10 protein-coding genes are annotated in these 17834 nt (G+C 40.0%); 2 read left to right on the top strand and 8 right to left on the bottom strand.

From position 1 onward, the window contains the following. Positions 1 to 359: 359 nt before the first annotated feature. The 3 genes from AW17_RS13800 to AW17_RS13790 form a co-directional block, all read right to left on the bottom strand. Positions 360 to 608, bottom strand: a complete 249-nt coding sequence (locus tag AW17_RS13800) for a hypothetical protein (protein WP_029277347.1) — start codon at positions 606 to 608, stop codon at positions 360 to 362. A 545-nt stretch (positions 609 to 1153) separates the two neighbouring features. Further along, on the bottom strand, positions 1154 to 1516 hold the full coding sequence (locus tag AW17_RS13795; RefSeq protein ID WP_029277345.1) for a response regulator transcription factor: 363 nt from the start codon (positions 1514 to 1516) through the stop codon (positions 1154 to 1156). 466 nt (positions 1517 to 1982) lie between these two features. After that, a complete protein-coding gene (locus tag AW17_RS13790; protein ID WP_029277343.1) occupies positions 1983 to 6062 on the bottom strand; it encodes a hybrid sensor histidine kinase/response regulator transcription factor in 4080 nt (1359 codons plus the stop codon). A gap of 625 nt (positions 6063 to 6687) precedes the next feature. Here AW17_RS13790 and AW17_RS13785 point away from each other — a divergent pair. Together AW17_RS13785 and AW17_RS13780 are read left to right on the top strand one after the other, a co-directional pair. Next, positions 6688 to 7998, top strand: coding sequence for a M12 family metallopeptidase (locus AW17_RS13785; protein WP_029277341.1), 1311 nt, complete (start codon positions 6688 to 6690; stop codon positions 7996 to 7998). Between the two features lie 69 nt (positions 7999 to 8067). Then, positions 8068 to 8952, top strand: coding sequence for an outer membrane beta-barrel protein (locus AW17_RS13780; RefSeq protein WP_029277339.1), 885 nt, complete (start codon positions 8068 to 8070; stop codon positions 8950 to 8952). An 852-nt stretch (positions 8953 to 9804) separates the two neighbouring features. Here AW17_RS13780 and pafA read toward each other — a convergent pair. From pafA to AW17_RS13755, 5 genes are all read right to left on the bottom strand, one after another. After that, a complete protein-coding gene (gene pafA / locus AW17_RS13775; RefSeq protein ID WP_029277337.1) occupies positions 9805 to 11466 on the bottom strand; it encodes an alkaline phosphatase PafA in 1662 nt (553 codons plus the stop codon). 212 nt (positions 11467 to 11678) lie between these two features. Beyond that, entirely contained in the window at positions 11679 to 12245 is a 567-nt protein-coding gene (locus AW17_RS13770; RefSeq protein ID WP_029277335.1) for a gluconate 2-dehydrogenase subunit 3 family protein, read from the bottom strand. A 17-nt stretch (positions 12246 to 12262) separates the two neighbouring features. Beyond that, a complete protein-coding gene (locus AW17_RS13765; RefSeq protein ID WP_029277333.1) occupies positions 12263 to 13948 on the bottom strand; it encodes a GMC oxidoreductase in 1686 nt (561 codons plus the stop codon). 35 nt (positions 13949 to 13983) lie between these two features. Further along, the gene (locus AW17_RS13760; protein WP_036669930.1) at positions 13984 to 15408 is read right to left on the bottom strand and encodes an alpha-L-fucosidase; all 1425 of its coding nucleotides are present in this window, start codon (positions 15406 to 15408) and stop codon (positions 13984 to 13986) included. A 119-nt stretch (positions 15409 to 15527) separates the two neighbouring features. Beyond that, positions 15528 to 17795: a ComEC/Rec2 family competence protein gene (locus tag AW17_RS13755; RefSeq protein ID WP_083488718.1), complete on the bottom strand. Its 2268-nt coding sequence runs from the start codon at positions 17793 to 17795 to the stop codon at positions 15528 to 15530. Positions 17796 to 17834: the final 39 nt, after the last annotated feature.

The following is a 17834-nucleotide window of genomic DNA, read 5'->3' as shown; positions in this document are numbered from 1 at the left end:
TTGTTGTAAAGTACTTGCTGATATTTCGGCTTTGTTGTCAGTTTGTTCAGAAGTTTTGTTTTTCTTACAAGAAGATATGCAGAAAAATAAAGCGCATACCATGGTTAGTGATAAAAATTTTGTGTTTTTCATGTTTAAGTTAGTTTAGGTTAATTGTATTGATCAGATGAGTTTATTGTTTAAAATATTTATATGTAATGTAAGTAGTTAGCGCATTTCCGATAATACTCTTCCCTGTTTGGTATTTACTTTCTTACAAGGCCATTTTTATTCACGTTTTTATTTAATTTTCCCTTTTTGATTTAAAAATTTCTTCCTGGACTAAAAATATTAGTCCTGTTTTCTTCAGCGTTATACAACTAGTTTTCGACGTAAAGAAGTGATATTTTTGGAAGCTCGAAGTCCATGATCTGAGGTGCAATACAAAAAGAAATATCCGCTCCCACATGAACAGTTTCCACGCATTCAAGTACATCAAAAGCAATATTCTGTCCGTTGTCATCAATAATTATCCCCTGATGTTCTTCGATCATGACAACCTGTCCTTGTCTGATTGCATGGGGCTTATCGAAAAATAAAAAGTCTGAGGAAGTAGCATAAAATTTCATTTAAGTATTTGTTTTTAAGGAGAGTGCCAGGTAAATCATCTTTCATCTGCACTGGATATACCATCTTTATATTTGTAAAAAAGTGAAAATTAATTCCTGCTCTGGATCTGGAAGCTGGGGCACTATTCTGAACTTTCAAAAAAGTTAGGGAACGCCCCCCGGCGAACCCTAAATTAAACGGAACAATCTCCGGTAGTATCCCTGCTACCGGTTTACCTTTACAGCTACATCAATGCGGTTGATGTATGCTGTACATTATCGCTGATACTTTTATCCGTACCATTTTTTCATCGTTTTATATGCAGTAGAAACTGAAATATATTAGCCCCATAGACTGCAAAAATGCAGTTATGAAAAAAGAGTTCGGAGTAAAATTTTCCGAATAAAGAGTAAAATCCTCCTTTTTTTTAACAAAAACTGCCATAATCTACGAATACCAGAAAAAACGATAATGATATTCGGCGCTGTTGTTCAACTATTTGCTTAAGATAATTCTCAACAGCTTAGATTCCTGTGCTAAGTCTAAACACCTTTGAAAGCAAAGACTATTTAATTACAATCCTGGCTTTTATCTTTTGCAGTAACTCATCGATATTAAATGGTTTAAATATAAAATCTACTGCACCATAGTCTGTATGCAGCACATCCAGTGCCGCATGCGCACTCATCAACAATACAGGTATGCCTGCTGTAGCGCTCGCCTCTTTTAGCTCCCGGCATACACACAGCCCATCCCCGTCAGGAAGCATAACATCCAACAGAAAAAGATCAGCGGCATGATGGTTTGCAGCCCGAAACTCCTTAATGGTTGGAAAACTCTGTACTTCATATGATTCCAGGTTCAGTACGATCTCAATAACATCTCTTATCCCTTCATCGTCTTCAAGGACATATATCTTCTTGTTCATTTGCTAGTCTTTAATAGCATTGGTTCCCAATCTAAATTGTAATTGACTATTCCAATATTGTTAACGTTTGGTTTTTCGAAGGGCAAACTAAAACGCTTTTTTGCCCAATACGCAATACTATTCCCAAGAAGGATTAAAATTGATGTTCTCCATATGCTCATAACAGATTAATTATACTCGGTTTGTCGGAATATTTCATGATTAAGTATAAACCAAAACAAGTCAAACGAGCTGAAAACCCAGTATAAAATCCTCCCTTTAAAGAGTAAAATTTTCCTTTTTTATCTTTTAGCAATCAAGATTAAAATAAGGCTGGCCGGAATTTGCATTGACGGGAAATGGACGGCAACAAAAAATGAGGAAACTAAATCAAAAGCCCTCTTTCAATTAAATTCGGTCCGCATCTTTGTATGCTGTCTGCCTTCAGCAGAATCCGGCAGACTGGACAACCTCACGAATTTCCCAGTTAGGGACTTTGACGGAGGTACTGATATGGTGTGACATTATATAGTTTACGGAATTCCTTACTAAAATACTTGGGGTCACTAAACCCAACCATGTGTGTCACTTCAGCTGGGGTATACTCCCCACTTTGCAGCAACAGTGCTGCACGTTTAAGCCGTTGGATTTTAACAAAATCCGTTAGTGAAACATCAGTGAGCGCCTTGATTTTTTTATACAGAACAGATTTGCTCATTCCGATCTCTAAGGTCAGCTGCGTCAGATCAAACTCCGGGTTATCCAGGTTTTTTTCAACGGCGGTCGTAATCTTGCTCAATAATTCTTCATCCTTCGACGAAGGATTGCTTACCAGTCCTAAAAAGAGCTGCTTGCTAAACTTAGCCTGAAGAGCCGCCCTCAGCGCCAGCATATTTTGTATATTGAGCTGCAGTACCTGATCGCTGAACGGCTTTGTGATATAGGCATCAGCGCCATTCTGAAGGCCACCTACCTGGTGGATATTGGCGGCGCGGGCAGTTAGCAGAATAACCGGGATATGCGAAGTTCTGTTATCGGTCTTCAATTTCCTACAGAATTCAAGACCATCCATAACAGGCATCATTACATCACTGATAATCAGATCCGGAATGATCCAAACTGCTGCTTCCCAGCCTTCCGCACCATTGGGACAGGCTACTGTAAAATATTTCTTATCAAGTAATCCTTGGATAAAGTCCCTTAGCTCTTCATTATCCTCTACTATTAGAACAGTATAGGTTTTATCAACTGGTACAGCTCCGCTCAGATAATTACCCGACATTTCGATGACAGGAAGGGATAGATAAGAAGGATCCTGTACCGTCCTGTTGCTTATATTTTTATCCAACAAAAGCTCATTGGTTAAATGAGCGCTACCTAAGGGGAGTTTTACCTTAAATGAGGTTCTAAAGCGACCGTTCTCTATCGCTATAGATTCAGTATCGATATGCCCATGGTGGCGCTCAACGATACTTTTCGAAAGTGCAAGCCCAATACCCGTCCCTATTGTATAACGCCCAGGTTCGTTAACCTGATAAAAATTATCGAATATCTTATCCAGATTTTCCTGATTAATACCCTCTCCGTCATTGGAAACTATAACCTCAATCTGGTTGCACGGTAAGTTCTTTTGAATTAAAAAGTGAATGGTGTCACCTTCATCTGAAAATTTGAATGCGTTTGATAGTAAATTAAAAAATACCTTTTCGAGCTGATCCTTATCGAAATATGCCAAAATCTCCCCTTCACTGGATTTGAAAGCGTAATTTATGCATTTTTTTTCGGCAAGATTTTGGAAAGACTGAAAAATATCACCCGCAAATTTTACGATATTCTGCTCAAAAAAATAAAGGGGCTGCTTATCAGATTCCACTTTTCTGAAGTCCAAAAGTTCAGTAACTAATCTGAACAATCTATCTGTATTATGCCTAACGATCTGTAAAGATTTATTGATCACCTCATTTTCACGGGTAAGATCGATGAGCTTTTCAATCGGACCGATGATAAGCGTTAAAGGAGTCCGGATCTCATGTGAAACATTCGTAAAAAAGTCAAGTTTCATCTGATATAAGGACTGTTGTTGTTCTGCTTCCAGATGTTTCAGGAAAAGATCACGTTCAAGTTTCTCTCTGTTCTTAAAAAATCGATATATATAATAAGAACCGGAAAAGAACATGATTCCGTAAATCATATAAGCCCACCAGGTTTTCCATAAAGGCGGCAGGATATTAATGGTCATTTTAGCTGGTTTTGAGCTCCATAGTCCATCATTATTTGAGCCGTTAACCAAAAAAGTATATTTTCCAGGGCGGAGATTCGTATAGGATGCAGATGGCGTTCCAACCTCGTTCCAGTTTTCATCAAATCCTTCCAATTTATATTTATACCGGTTTTTTGTCGGTTTAATATAGTTTAAGGCTGCAAATCCAATTGTTAATACATTTTGATCAGCTAATAGCGTTATTTCATCTGTCAGATCAATTGCCTTTTTTAGCAAACTATCCGGTCCTTTTATCTGAATAGGCTTGTCTAAAACTTTTAATGAGGTGAAGATAAGATGGGGTTTAAAGCTATTCATACTAATCCGTTCCGGATAAAAACCGATCAGTCCCTTATACCCGCCAAAAAACAGCTGTCCAGCCGAGTCCTTAAAACCAGATCCGATATTAAAAACATTCCCAGGGAGGTCGTCATTTGTATTATATACCCTAAAAGTCCAATGCAGCTTGTCAAATTTAACCAATCCGCGCTCTGTACTTAGCCATAAAAAGCCTTTGTTGTCTTCAAATATTGACAATACATTACTTGCTGGTAACCCATCTTTTTCGGAAAACGTCCTAAAATCTTTTTTTGCGGGATTATAAACACTCAGTCCGCTATGATCTGTCCCGATCCAGATTGCACCTGTTTTATCTTCATAAAAACAATTAACTGAGCTATTAACAAGCCCGAGGCCTTTTCCCCAAATGAATGATTTAAAAGTGTTGGAAACACTGTTCCATAAGTGTACATTGTCGTCTGAACCGATCCATATATTGTGTTTTGAATCTTCAAACAATGCCGTGATCAGTTCTTTTTTCTTGATCTCCTTAGTACAAACAAGTTTAAATTTATTTGACCTGGGATCAAATAGATTCAAGCCCATAGAGGTTCCTATCCAAAGCTGTCCTTTATTATCCTCAATTACACAGTTTACATTATCATGGCTCAATGACATCGGATCACCATCCAGATGGCGATAATGGATAAAATCATTTGTTGCTGGCCTGAAGAGGTTCAAGCCCCCCTGATAATTGCCCACCCATACCCTTTGTGATCTATCCACCAGAATTCTCTTGATTCCATTAGAAGATATACTATTTGGAGACTTGTCAATATGCTTAAATATAGAAACGCGGCCTGTTTTTTTATTCAAATAATTTAGTCCGTCATTTGTGCCTACCCATAGATTGTTAAGCTTATCTCCAGCAATCGCACTGATTACATTATTATTGATGCTGCTTCTATATTTATCATTCTGATATACCTGAAACGGGGTTGTGATGGTATGAGTTACATCTACGCCACCAAAGTAAGTACCTATCCAGATCGAGCCGCAGTTATCTTCGTAAATATCGAATACTGAATTTTCTCCGAGGCTTAGCGGATCCGAGGAATCGTGCAGATAAGTTTCAAATCTCATCTTTTCGGTATCGAGCAAAGATATCCCTTCTTGTGTGCCGATCCATAATTGTCCCTTTTTGTCCACCATCATTTTTTGGATATTGTCAATACCAGGCATATTTAGACTATTTTCGGATCGGGAATAGTGCTTAAAAGAATTTCCCTGGCTATTGTAGAGATTGAGACCGTTATGTTTGGTACCTATCCATAATCTATTTTTTTTATCCTCAGCTATTGCGGTTATTACGTTGCTGCTAACACTACTGGGATCAGCAGAGTGAATAAAAAGGTCATAGCGGTATCTTCCGTTTAAATTTTCAAGTCGTACCAGCCCACGGGTTGTACCTATCCAAATGTGACCGAAATGATCCTGAAAGATTGTCAATACCTGATATGGCCCTTTTATCGGAAGTTCAAATGCTTTGAATCTATTGTGAAATTTGTCGGTTGAATATAATAATCCATTATCAGTGCCTAACCAGAGTGTGCCATTACGATCTTTATAAAGGTAATTCGACCGGTTCACATCTGAAAGGACATGAATGAACGTTTCGTTCTTAGGATCGTACTTATCCAAACTGCTCAAAGATCCAACCCACATGACCTTATTATCGTCGACCGCCAAAGTGGTTATATAGTTATTCGAGACGATATTTTTTTTAAGTACGGCATTATTTTTGAAGAGCCTTATATTCAGTCCATCATATCTGTTCAGTCCGTATGTAGTCCCAAACCACATAAAGCCCTGTGGATCTTTGATAATTGCCAATACTGAATTCTGGGAAAGCCCATCTTCGATGGTCAGGTGGTTAAAAGTATACGGTGTCTGTGCATGACTATATTCAGCTAAAACGCACAACAGTAATACATAAAAAAAATGTTTGGTCTCGTTAATTTTGAACATTTGGATTGCTCTCCCCGGGATGGGTCAATATTTGTAACAAAAATATATAAACTTCTAATAAAAACGTCACTTTTTCTTTACATTAAAAAATATAATTTAATTAAAATTCAGATAGACGTTTAAATTTATTTGGAAAAGTACAAACAGCACAATTGAAACTGGACATAAGCATCTAGCCTAGTGCCAGTAGATCAAACACCTTTATACAGCAACCTGATTTAAGATTTAGTACCGGATAATTGCTCGTCTTTTGAATCCCCTAAGTCGTGTTTTAAGTAGAATTTTCTATTAAATCCAACATTACCTTCTTATGTAAATAAAAGGAAGATTTTGCTCCTTAAAGAGAAGATTTTGCTCCACCTAGTCCACTCGTTTTTGTTCTTTTGTTTAACAATTTGATACGTATGTTGAAACGTTGCGAACAATCAATGATAGTTGTCATCCAAGACCAAGGCAAGCTTTCTGGTAAAACTAAATATCGCTTATGGATACTGACAGTCAATTATTTTATTCGTTATCTCATTCATCACAGCGGAATACAGTTAAAGGCCTAAATACTTCCAAATATCTATTTTTTCAAAAAAGAGTACCAAATAACAATATCCTAAAACCTAATCATTTTCTTATGAAATCATTTTTAAAAGCCCTTATGGCGCTGCTCGTAGTAACCTCGTTTTATGCCTGCAAGAAGGACATCGAGACTACAGACCCCTTACAGAACGACGCGATCAGTTCAATCAAAAAGGGCGACTCAACCATCCACAAACTGGTTGTCGACGGAAGGACCAACCACGTGGTTGAAGTTAACGGAACCTATTATTATGCTGATGATATTATCCTGAGCAAAGAACAATTCAATACCCTGAAAAAACTGACAAGCAGCCTTTCTACCCAGGAAAGGGCAACCATTGCACAGGACTTTTCTGCAACATGGCCAGGTGCTACGGTTTATTATCAATATCCTGATATTACCACCATGACAGCGGCCCAGCACAGTTCGTTTGTTGCCACCATAAACAGCGCATTTAACAACCTGACCAATGCTACAGGTATCCGCTTTGTTGAGCGGACCACTCAGCCTGAGTATATCAGGTTTGTAAAATCAGGCGGTAATAATTCACCGCTTGGCTGGAGAAAAAACACCGTAAACACGGTTAACCTTTACAACTACAATATGGTCGGCATCGTGATGCACGAAGTGATGCACTCTTTAGGCGTCATGCACGAGCAATGCAGGCCGGACAGGGATCTGTATGTTATCGTTGATATTTCAAAGGTTACCGCAGGCAACGAGAATAATTATAACATATTCCCTACTTATGCCGGTCATGGTCCTTTCGATTTCCAGTCGGTTATGCTCTACAGCTCGGGCGATTTTGCCAAAGATCGCACCCAGCCACCTATGACGAAACTGGATGGAACCACATTTTCCGGACAACGCGCATCGATATCTGCAGGAGACATTGCAGGGTTAAAAAGCCTATACTTCCCGGCCGATGTTAACGGTATTTACAGAATTACCCCGGTTTATGTCAGTACGAAATCCCTTGATATTTATGGAGGCAACCCGGCTGATGGAACAAGGCTGATCATCTGGCCTTCTCACTCGAACAATAACCAAAAATTTGTATTCAGGAAAGATGTGCACGGTTATTATCAGATCAAATCGCTCTTGGATACCAACAAGGTACTGACTGTACGTGATGCCGCTACAGCCAGTGGGACAATCGTCGAATTCAGGACAAGTGCAAATGCTGAAAACCAGAAATTCAAGCTCTATAATAGAGGTAATGAAGGGTTCAGCTTTGCACCAAAACATGCCCCTGGGCTAAGGATGGAGGTAAGTGGTGGCGGTACAGCCAACTCGACCAACATCGTTGTAGGTACATCTAACACAACCAGTCAGGCACAAAGGTTTAACCTGACCCGATTTTAAGCTATATTAGCCTATCCCCTATATAGTTGGGTACTTGCTATATGGGGGATTTTATCTAAAAATCCGATTTTGAAAAACATATTCCTAACGATAATTCTTAACTGCATTGCTATTGCGGCTTTCTCCCAGAACCAAAAGTTCAATGTTTCTATAGGCACCGGCCTGTTTAACGAAGATTTTAACTGGTCTATTGCCGGGAATCTTGACGGGAAAGCGCCAAACATCCTTTCTGAACTGGTATGGAGAAATTTAAAAGGGCCGCAGTATAGCATCAGTGCGGATTATGCCTTAACACCCAGAATAGCTGTCAATGCTGACTTTTTATATGGAAAAATTAACAGCGGGGCAGCCAACGATGCCGATTATCTGGAAGATAACAGAAAGGAGTCTGTATTTGATGAAACCTTTATCAGCAACAAGGGAAATGTTCAGCACCTTAGTCTGAACCTGGTTTTGAAAAAAGAGTTAAGTGATCAATTGCTGTTAAATGTCCTGATCGGTTACGATAATCTGGTACAGGAACTTTACCTGCTGGAAGACCCGAACAATCCGGTAACTGAAGGCTTAAACTCTTATTACAAGAACCATTGGAATGGACTGCAGTTGGGCTTAAACATAAAGTACCAGATAAGAAAATTTTCCATATCGGGAAAAATCAGGAGCGGATATTATAAATATTATGCCAGCGCAAACTGGAACCTGATCCCTGACTTTAAAAAGCCCATAAGCTTTGAACAAAAGGCATTGGCCTATAAGTATGAGGGCAGCTTACGCCTGGCTTATTCAATAACCAGGTATCTGGAAGTTAACGGTACTTTGAATATGACTTACGGGGCCAGTTTTGCGGGAAAAGATTATGCCTATTTTACTGATGATACCACTGCAGCCACAAAGTTTAACGGTGCAGAGCTAAAAAGCAGATATGCCCAATTGGGGTTAAACCTGAAATTTTAAACTGGGATGTTACTGCTCATCGTAAGTGTGATATCTATTATTCCTGTTTTTACCAAGGTTGTTCCGAGCGGTTTAAAGCATTTGTTATAAACCTGAGTTCGATTATTAAATCTCACTTTGTGACGTTTTAATCAAGTTTTCAGTTAAGGCGGTCGTCACCCTGAATTTATTTCAGGGTCTTTCACGCTAAAAAGATGCTGAAATAAATTCAGCAGGACGATAAAGCTGGATTAGGCGTGTATAAGATATGATTTTTAGCTAATAATTATCGAACTCAGGTTATAACAACATCACCGGATTGGTCTTGTATAGTACAACCATTTATTAATCGCTCCTTATTGTTCTTCAACAATCAGCAAACAAGAAGAACAACTCCCTATCGTCAATAAAAAGGTATTTTAACAATAGGGTGTCCACCCGATCGTCATTGTTAACAACAAGCTTTTTGAACTATTGGAAAGCAGGTTAGAACAGTAAGGGTGAATTCGTAATTATTCATTCTTATCCCTGTTCTCAAGCAAAGGATTGTTAAATAACCCTATCCACATTCATCAGCTAACCAAAATATAGCTACCGATTAATTCTATAGTTTATAATAACATCATAGTATTAATTTAAACATCGCATATGAAAGGTCTTCGTATGGAGAAATCAATACTGATTTACACTATTTGACCAAGAAAAAACACCTGGTTTCTACCAAGTCAAAAAAATAAGTTAACAGATCGCTTTCTTACCTTACTGAAAGAAAGTGAAATTTAACGCCCCCTGAATATTTTTACTTAGTATCTTAATACAGTTCAAAAAACAGGTCACCGACATATTAAGGTTACCTTTATTGTATAGGATAACCTATCTGCCTGTTAGCTCCGTAATAGGCTCACCAATGCAGCCACTTGGCATCTGAATATGAAGCATTGCTGCCACGGTAGCAGCTATATCAGTTATGTAATGGGTTTTATTGGTTTTTCCCTGTTTTACGTTCCATCCCATAAACATACATGGGATATGGGAGTCATAAGGATACCAGGCGCCGTGGGTCGTTCCTGTCTTACCGCCTTCAAAATAATTGGATTTCAATATATAATAGATATCACCACTTCTATGGGCATTGTACCCATTGGTGAGTGCTCTTTTTATCGGTTCGGGTAAAGTAGAACCGGCCAATTTACTAAGATCCAGGGCATCCATAACCTCCTCTTGTTCTTTTAACCTTTCGACCGTCAAAGCTTTTATAGCTTCCAAACTAGCATTGGCCTCTTTAATTGCTCCATGATCGAAATAGATCTGACTATTTGTATAAGTGACAATCGCATTTTTAACCTGGAATTTCTGTTCAATTTCAGTATTCAGACCGGCCATAACAGGAACCTCATTGAACAATCCTCCGGGAAGTTTATTCTCCGTCATAAAGGCTGGAACGTGAGCGGCCCCATGATCAGCAGATAAAAACACAAGATAATTTCCCTTTCCGATCTTAGCATCCAGATAGTTGAAAAACTGGGACAACTCTTGGTCCAATCTAAGGTAAGTATCTTCAACTTCTATTGAATTTGGCCCATATTGATGTCCAACATAGTCTGTTGAAGAGCAACTTACAGCAAGAAAATCCGTTTGGCCTCTCTGTCCGAGATGTTCTGAACTTATAGCCATTTTAGCCAGTTCCAGCGTCATTGCATTCCCATATGGAGAACTTTTTATCCTGTCATAATCCTTTCCGATATACAATTTGAAAGGGTGGGGAAAAGTAACGGTTTGCTCTTCTTTTGATTTTCCTTCATATGTTTTGTTGTCAGCGGTACTCTGGTCATAGGTTTCAATTGGATATAATGTATTCCAGTTTTTCTCAAAGTATTTATCTGCCATCTTCAATTTATTGTAATCCATTATCCATGATGGCAACTGGGTCATATAATGTGTACAGCTGATCCAATTGCCGGTTCCACCATCAAACCAGTATGCAGCGTTAGCAGCATGCCCCCCCGGTAAAATTGCACCTCTGTCTTTTAATGAGATACTAATTACCTTACTTTTAAAGTTTGTTGCCAGGCGAAGTTCATCCGTGACTGTTGTGACCAGTAAGTTTTTAGGGGACATTAAACCAGCTCCGGTACCGCTGCCTACTGTTTTAACCGTAGTATCGCCGACACAATAAACTCCACGTTTTGATTCCCGGTCATACCATTCATTCCCAATGATACCATTAATGGCCGGAACCGAACCAGTGTAAATACTGGAGTGCCCACAGGCAGTATAGGTTGGCGTATAAGGGATAAAGGTGTTTTCTGCAGAGAAGCCTTCATTTAGCATTCGCTTAAATCCGCCATCTGAATACCGGTTATAGTACCGGTAAAGATAATCCCACCTCATTTGGTCTACCACCAATCCAACTACCAATTTTGGCCTGTTTAATATAGTGGAAGAAGCCTTTTTTACTATTGTCTTTTTTTGAGCGATAGACGCTGTATTGAATAGCGCTATGATGGCAAATAAAAGAATAATTCTTTTCGTCATTATTTATCTAATTTAAGGCAAGACCACAGAAGTATCCTAGGTAATACTATACAAACTGTCAGTTTTGTTGTTTTTTTAGTTAATTCTTTTGTTAGCTGAAATGGGTAGCCATTAAAGTGTACATGTGTTGGTAAAACGCTGGCTGTAAATTGATTCACCAGGGCGATCGGGAAAGCAAACAAAGCGCACGCTGATCTTACAGTCTATTTGGCCTAGGTGGCCCAGGCCTTGTCTCCTTTTTTGTAAGGAAGGCAACCTATATATTTCCCTGGTATCGGGATATAGCGTCGGGCCATTGTACAACCAACTTCTGAGGTAAAATACCCAAGTAACGTTAACTCTTTCATCATCTTGAAATAATGAGTCGGGGGTTGTATATCTTTATTCTTAGCTGTTTTATTTTGTTCCTTAATAATGGTTTTTAAGAATTCTGTTTTCTTACGAGCATCTAAATCTATGAAATTCACTCCATATTGTTCTTTACACTGCTCTTTCAATGTTGTCATTCCATCTACAAATATTTTCTGTTCTTCAGGATTATAACAATCGTTGACCATTACAGTCATAAATTTCCCTACCTGGGCAGCTTTAGCACCAGGGGTATTCGTTTCTGGAATAATAGTTTCTGCTACCTCATTAAGAAAAATTATATCTTCTGCGGTAAACAAATAGCTAATTTTTTTTGGATCTGATTTACATCCTGACAAAAAAAACTCTGCTCCGATAATGGTTCCGCTCAATATCAATGAAATTTTACCTATAGCTTCCCTTCTATCCATATTTTTGAATTGTTTCGTTATAAGTTACCATTTTTTATTTCTTGAACAGCATGATTAGCAGCTCTTGCTGCAAAAGCCATATAAAGTATTGACGGACTTTGATTACCAGTACTTGTCATACAGGCTCCATCAGTCACATACACATTCTTACACAAATGCAATTGGTTCCATTTATTCAACAATGAGGTTTCTGGATCATGACCCATACGGCAGCCGCCCATTTCATGAATATCCAAACCTGGAGCACGGTGACTATCGTTTTTTTGAATATCTTTTACCCCCACAGCACTTAACATTTCAGCGGATTGTTCTAAAAAATCAGCTACCATTTTTTCGTCATTATCGTCATAGCTTACAGACATAATAAGTTGAGGAATCCCCCATGCGTCTTTTTTGTCTTTGCTTAACCTTACATGATTGCTCTCTTTTGGAATCGTCTCACCCTGCATATACATTCCTGCAACCCATGAACCAGGTTCTGTTAATGTATTTTTTAAATCAGCTCCAATCACTCCATCAACATCTCCTGGCGTTGGTCTGGTTGAAAAAACAAAAGTCAAAAAGCCGCCTAAATAATCCGTATCCTGTTTATGCAAATTTCTATAATTAGCAATTATTGGATTAGTAGGATTACGACCATAATAATACTTATCTTCATATCCTTCTACCCTTCCAAAAACACTTGCCCGATAATTGTGAAAAGCAATATATTTACCTAACAACCCATTGTCATTACCTAGTCCATTTGGAAAACGGGATGATGTGGAGTTTAATAAGATAAGATTTGTGTTTAAGCAGGCTGCATTTAGGAATATAACTTTGGCATAAAACAACGTTTCTTGTTTTGTGTTGGCATCAATGACCTTCACTCCAACGGCTTTCCCTTTTTCTTCATCATAAATGATTGAATGAACCACTGAAAAAGGTCTGATGGTTAAATTCCCCGTTTTTTTTGCCCAAGGTAGGGTTGAAGAAACAGAACTGAAGTATCCGCCAAAAGGGCAGCCACGGTAACACAGATCTCTCGCCTGACATTGTCCTCGTCCTTGCTCCAAATGAATCGGTTCAGGTTTGGTCAAATGTGCCCAACGTGCATGTACCATGTGTCGGTCTTTGTAACGAGCGTTTATTTTCTTTTGAATATCGGATTCTACACAACTCATTTCAAACGGTGGCAGATAATCGCCATCAGGCATTGCTTCTAATCCATCCTTATTACCGCAAATACCTGCGAATTTTTCTACATGGGAATACCATGGAGCAATATCATCATACCTGATTGGCCAGTCAACTGCGTATCCATAACGCTGAGGTGCTGAAAATTCAAAATCGCTCCAACGCTGACAGGCTCGCCCCCAGATAATAGATTTGCCACCAACCTGATACCCGCGTATCCAGTCAAAGGGTTTTTCCTGTATGTAGGGATGCTCTTTATCTTTGACAAAAAAATGCTCGGTTGCCTCTCCATAAGCATAACACTTACTAACGATAGGATTCTCCTCTAATGCCTTAAGTGGCATCTGTTGCCGGTGCGGAAACTCCCAGGGATCTTTTGTTGCAGTAGGGTAATCTTTAATATGTTCAATATTGCGACCTCTTTCTAAAACAAGCGTTTTCATGCCATTATCGCATAATTCCTTGGCAGCCCATCCGCCACTGATGCCTGACCCAATCACAATGGCATCATAAGTGTTATTTTCCATTTCTTTTCCGATAAAAAATTAACATTTCAAACATTTTAATTTTCGATGAGTCTTTCGTCAATCAGATAAGCTTCTATCTCGGAAATTCTGGTGCTGTTTTTTTGTTCAGTGATTGAAACTTCGATTTTATAAGCTTCGGCCGATGGAAAGCTGATTACCCTTTTACGGCCAATTGTGGTACCGTTTATTTCTTTGATCAATCCACCTTGTTTATCCTTCAACTTAATTTGGAACTTTGCACACTGCTGGCCTTTTGATAAATCTTCCCTGAGCACGACGCAATTTATTTTTCGCTGCTTATCCAATTCAATAAGCATTGTTTGCGAATGAGGCAAAGTGGTCGCACTGAAACTATCCGGTATCCCGTCATTTAATGTTTTGATTATTTTTTTGCTGTTGTTCGATACGACATATCCCGTTCCTTTTTTTGCCAGATTATTTCTAAAGTTCTCCTCTAATAATTTCTTAAAACCAACTAATGCCACCGAATCGTGCTCATTGAAAAGCCCTCTGCGGTCGGGAGGAATATTTAACAACAGGTCCGCCCCGCGGCCTACGCTTTTCAGATACAAATTAAAAAGTGTAGCAGGTGATTTTACCAAAGTATCTTCGCTACGGTGGTAGAACCAGCCTGGTCGGATGCTCACATCACATTCAGCGGTCATCCATACTTTTCCGTTTGCATTACCACTTTTCAGCGTGTCTGTCGACGGAGCTCCTGCATCTCTTGTAAATCCCGCAGTGTCTAATGTGTTCCAATTTGTTTCTCCACCTATTCCGTTTTCATTACCGACCCAACGGATATCCGGACCGATATCACTAAAAATCACGGTATTGGGAGAGATGCTCCTTACTAATTTTTCGAACCGCTGAAAATCATACACCTGTTTTTTACCATTAGGGCCTTCTCCGTTTGCACCGTCCCACCACAGTTCCCAAATGGGGCCATAGTTTGCAAAGATCTCCTTCGTCATGTTCACATACACATCATTGTACTTATCTGTACCATAATCGGGATGGTTTCTATCCCATGGAGAAAGATATACGCCGAATTTTAAACCATATTTTTTACAAGCGGTAGACAGCTCCTTCAATACGTCTCCTTTTCCATCTTTCCATTTGCTTTCCCTTACCGTGTGTGTACTGTATTTACTTGGCCACAGGCAAAATCCATCGTGATGTTTGGCCGTGATGATAATTCCCTTCGCTCCGCCTGCTTTGGCAACCCGGCACCATTGATCGCAGTCTAAGTTGGTCGGGTTAAATATATCTTCTTTCTCATCTCCAAGGCCCCATTCCAGACCGGTAAAGGTATTGGGACCAAAATGGGCGAAGAGGTAATATTCCATATCATGCCAATCTTTCTGCGCTTTTGACGCGACCGGCTGTTTATGCTGCAATGTTTGCGATTCCGCAAGCGAAAACGTAAAAACTAAAAGTATTGTGATGATTATTTTCATTGAAATTACTTTAACAAAAAATATGAAATCCCCCAGTGGGCTTAATTTGATCAGGTTACCTAGTAGCCGTTTTAGTACCAAAGAATATTTTTTTTCAACCATTTCTATATATAGCTAAGTTAAAACCAAGTGTTGGCGGCACTCACCTGAATCCACTTTGTGCCGTCGTACTCGAAGTCGAATGTAGTCTTCTTTAAAGCCTTATTATTTGTATTCGAAATCCTATCCATATAGTATCCCGTCCATGAGTCTGCGGCTGGAAGGCTGTGCCCACCCCTAGCATCCTGGACAAAAATGATTCTGGATCGGGCGCCCTTATACCCACCCGGCATAGATGCCACCGAACTGATATTTCCGGTCATTGTCACCACCTTCGTTCGTCCTTTGTGTAGATTGGACGGTATATAGGTAGCCGCAAAAGAATCCGTGAACTGTGCATCGTCATCCGCATAAATCCACTTTGTATTCCAGCCTTTATCGGAAACCATCGATGTATAATTGTCGCTGTTGGTGAACGCTACGTTATCAATCAGGGTTCGGCCTACGTTAGCACCGATGTCAACCATTTGCTCAGTGCCGGCATAGCCGGACATGGAGCCGCCAAAGAACTTGATGGCTGTTGTAGGATATCTACCTCCTCCTGGTGATGGTGATCTTAACTTAACCGTCGTGCGCAAGCCCTCTGCCTTCAGACCGAAGAATTCGTTGTCATGGGCGCCTGTCGAATCTACCTCAATTCCAGTACCGGTCCCGATACCTCCAACCGTCGAGCCGTCAATCATCACATTGTAAAACTTGTTGTTTTGTGCGTAGTTTGAAAGAAACAGGCCGCATCCTGAGTCGCCAGCCACATCAATATCGGCACCAAACACCGAGATGCCGAAGTTCCCCCCCAGCCAAAGCCCATAATGGCAATGAAAGGTGGTGATATCGTAGAGCACATGCCAGGCATTATCCCAATCAGGAGCATTGGTAGCTGTGAAAACCCAACCTTTATTGGCATTCACCACGCTGCAACGGTTCCATTGCGACTTGTTACAGTTTTTGACATACCAGCCAGTTGATTCTCCCGACCCATCGTACACATGGATTTTCGAAAAGGTTGGCCCTTGTTGTCCCTGCGTTGAAGGACTGATCGTAAAAGCATTATTCTTGCCGTTTACCTTGATATAAGTCCCGTTATATTGATCGTGATTGCCTCCCATCCCTCCACCAGCGCCCTCAATATGCACGTCAAGACGGGAGGACAGGTCGATTCCATTCGCTCCAGAAATCTGATAGACATAAGGTCCCATTAACAGCGTACCGCCAAGCGGGACATCAGCGAGTGCCCTCATAATGGCCGAAGTGGCATCTCTCCCGCCACCGGAGATTGTTCCGTCGGTCGGTGTTGCATACTTCTCGTCGTGAAGGTTAATCCATCCCGGAGGCAGGAAACCATTGCTGGAGCGCTTACTTGGAACAATGCCAGGAAGCACATTAGGATTGTCATTACGTTCGGTTTGTACCGTACACTTATTGCCATCACAAACCACTTTAACAGTTCCATTCCAGCAGGTTGCATATACTTCAGAACCCACCTTGCTAAAAACTTCTCTCGCTTTTAAAGCAGGCTCCTCAGCTCCATTCAAACTACTGGCTACCAAAATTTTCGGTTTTACTACTTCTGCAAAAGGAAGGTATGAGTCATATCCGTGATGGGGAGCCGATAATACGGTTGCTTGTAAGTCTCTTGCGTTAAAATGTTTTAATAGGTATTCCTGCCCTGCCTGCGGGATATCCCCTGTTAAAAGGAAGGTATTCTTCTTATATTTTATTCGGACTACCGCAGAGTTCACGTTGGCTTCATCTTCATCCTTAAGAAACCCAGGAGGAGGTGACAGTACTTCAACGTCTAAATATTTGTCCCAGCCAAGTTTATCTCCCTGCTTTATGCGCTGATATCTTCCTCCTTTGGCAATATATTCTCTTTTATAATCATCATACTCGGGCTCGCAGTTTATACATCCGGAATACCCGGTATCATATAATGCTTTAACCTTAAAACTGCCCATCAGATACTTTAAACCTCCAAAGTGGTCTTTATGAGGATGCGATATGATGATACCGTCAATAACTTTAATATTATTTCTTTTGAGAAACGGGGCTATCATATCCTTCCCCTCATCAAAATTCGCGTTGGGATATTGCCCCGGTCCGGTGTCATACAGGTAGGTGCGGCCTTCTGGGGTCTGGATGACCACCGCAAGGCCCCAGCCTGTATTTTTTCCTTTGATCTCCAAAAAAGAGACGATGAGATTCTTGTTGCCCGCCTTTTGATATCCCATCCCAAAGCTGGACAGCCAGCATCCGAATAAGAGACACACGATAAAATAATTTCTTTTCATAGTTAAAAGTTTTTCAGTACAGCCTGGCTAGCACCGGCA

The sequence above is a fragment of the Pedobacter borealis DSM 19626 genome (assembly GCF_000708285.2).
GTDB classification, from domain to species: domain Bacteria; phylum Bacteroidota; class Bacteroidia; order Sphingobacteriales; family Sphingobacteriaceae; genus Pedobacter; species Pedobacter borealis.
This window is presented reverse-complemented; position numbering and strand designations above follow the sequence as displayed.

What these genes read in the sequence shown, in the direction of transcription:
- AW17_RS13785 (WP_029277341.1), top strand. Translation starts at nt 6,688, where the DNA reads ATGAAATCATTTTTAAAAGCCCTTATGGCGCTGCTCGTAGTAACCTCG.
- AW17_RS13800 (WP_029277347.1), bottom strand. Translation starts at nt 608, where the DNA reads ATGAAATTTTATGCTACTTCCTCAGACTTTTTATTTTTCGATAAGCCC.
- AW17_RS13790 (WP_029277343.1), bottom strand. Translation starts at nt 6,062, where the DNA reads ATGTTCAAAATTAACGAGACCAAACATTTTTTTTATGTATTACTGTTG.
- AW17_RS13755 (WP_083488718.1), bottom strand. Translation starts at nt 17,795, where the DNA reads ATGAAAAGAAATTATTTTATCGTGTGTCTCTTATTCGGATGCTGGCTG.
- AW17_RS13765 (WP_029277333.1), bottom strand. Translation starts at nt 13,948, where the DNA reads ATGGAAAATAACACTTATGATGCCATTGTGATTGGGTCAGGCATCAGT.
- pafA (WP_029277337.1), bottom strand. Translation starts at nt 11,466, where the DNA reads ATGACGAAAAGAATTATTCTTTTATTTGCCATCATAGCGCTATTCAAT.
- AW17_RS13795 (WP_029277345.1), bottom strand. Translation starts at nt 1,516, where the DNA reads ATGAACAAGAAGATATATGTCCTTGAAGACGATGAAGGGATAAGAGAT.
- AW17_RS13760 (WP_036669930.1), bottom strand. Translation starts at nt 15,408, where the DNA reads ATGAAAATAATCATCACAATACTTTTAGTTTTTACGTTTTCGCTTGCG.
- AW17_RS13770 (WP_029277335.1), bottom strand. Translation starts at nt 12,245, where the DNA reads ATGGATAGAAGGGAAGCTATAGGTAAAATTTCATTGATATTGAGCGGA.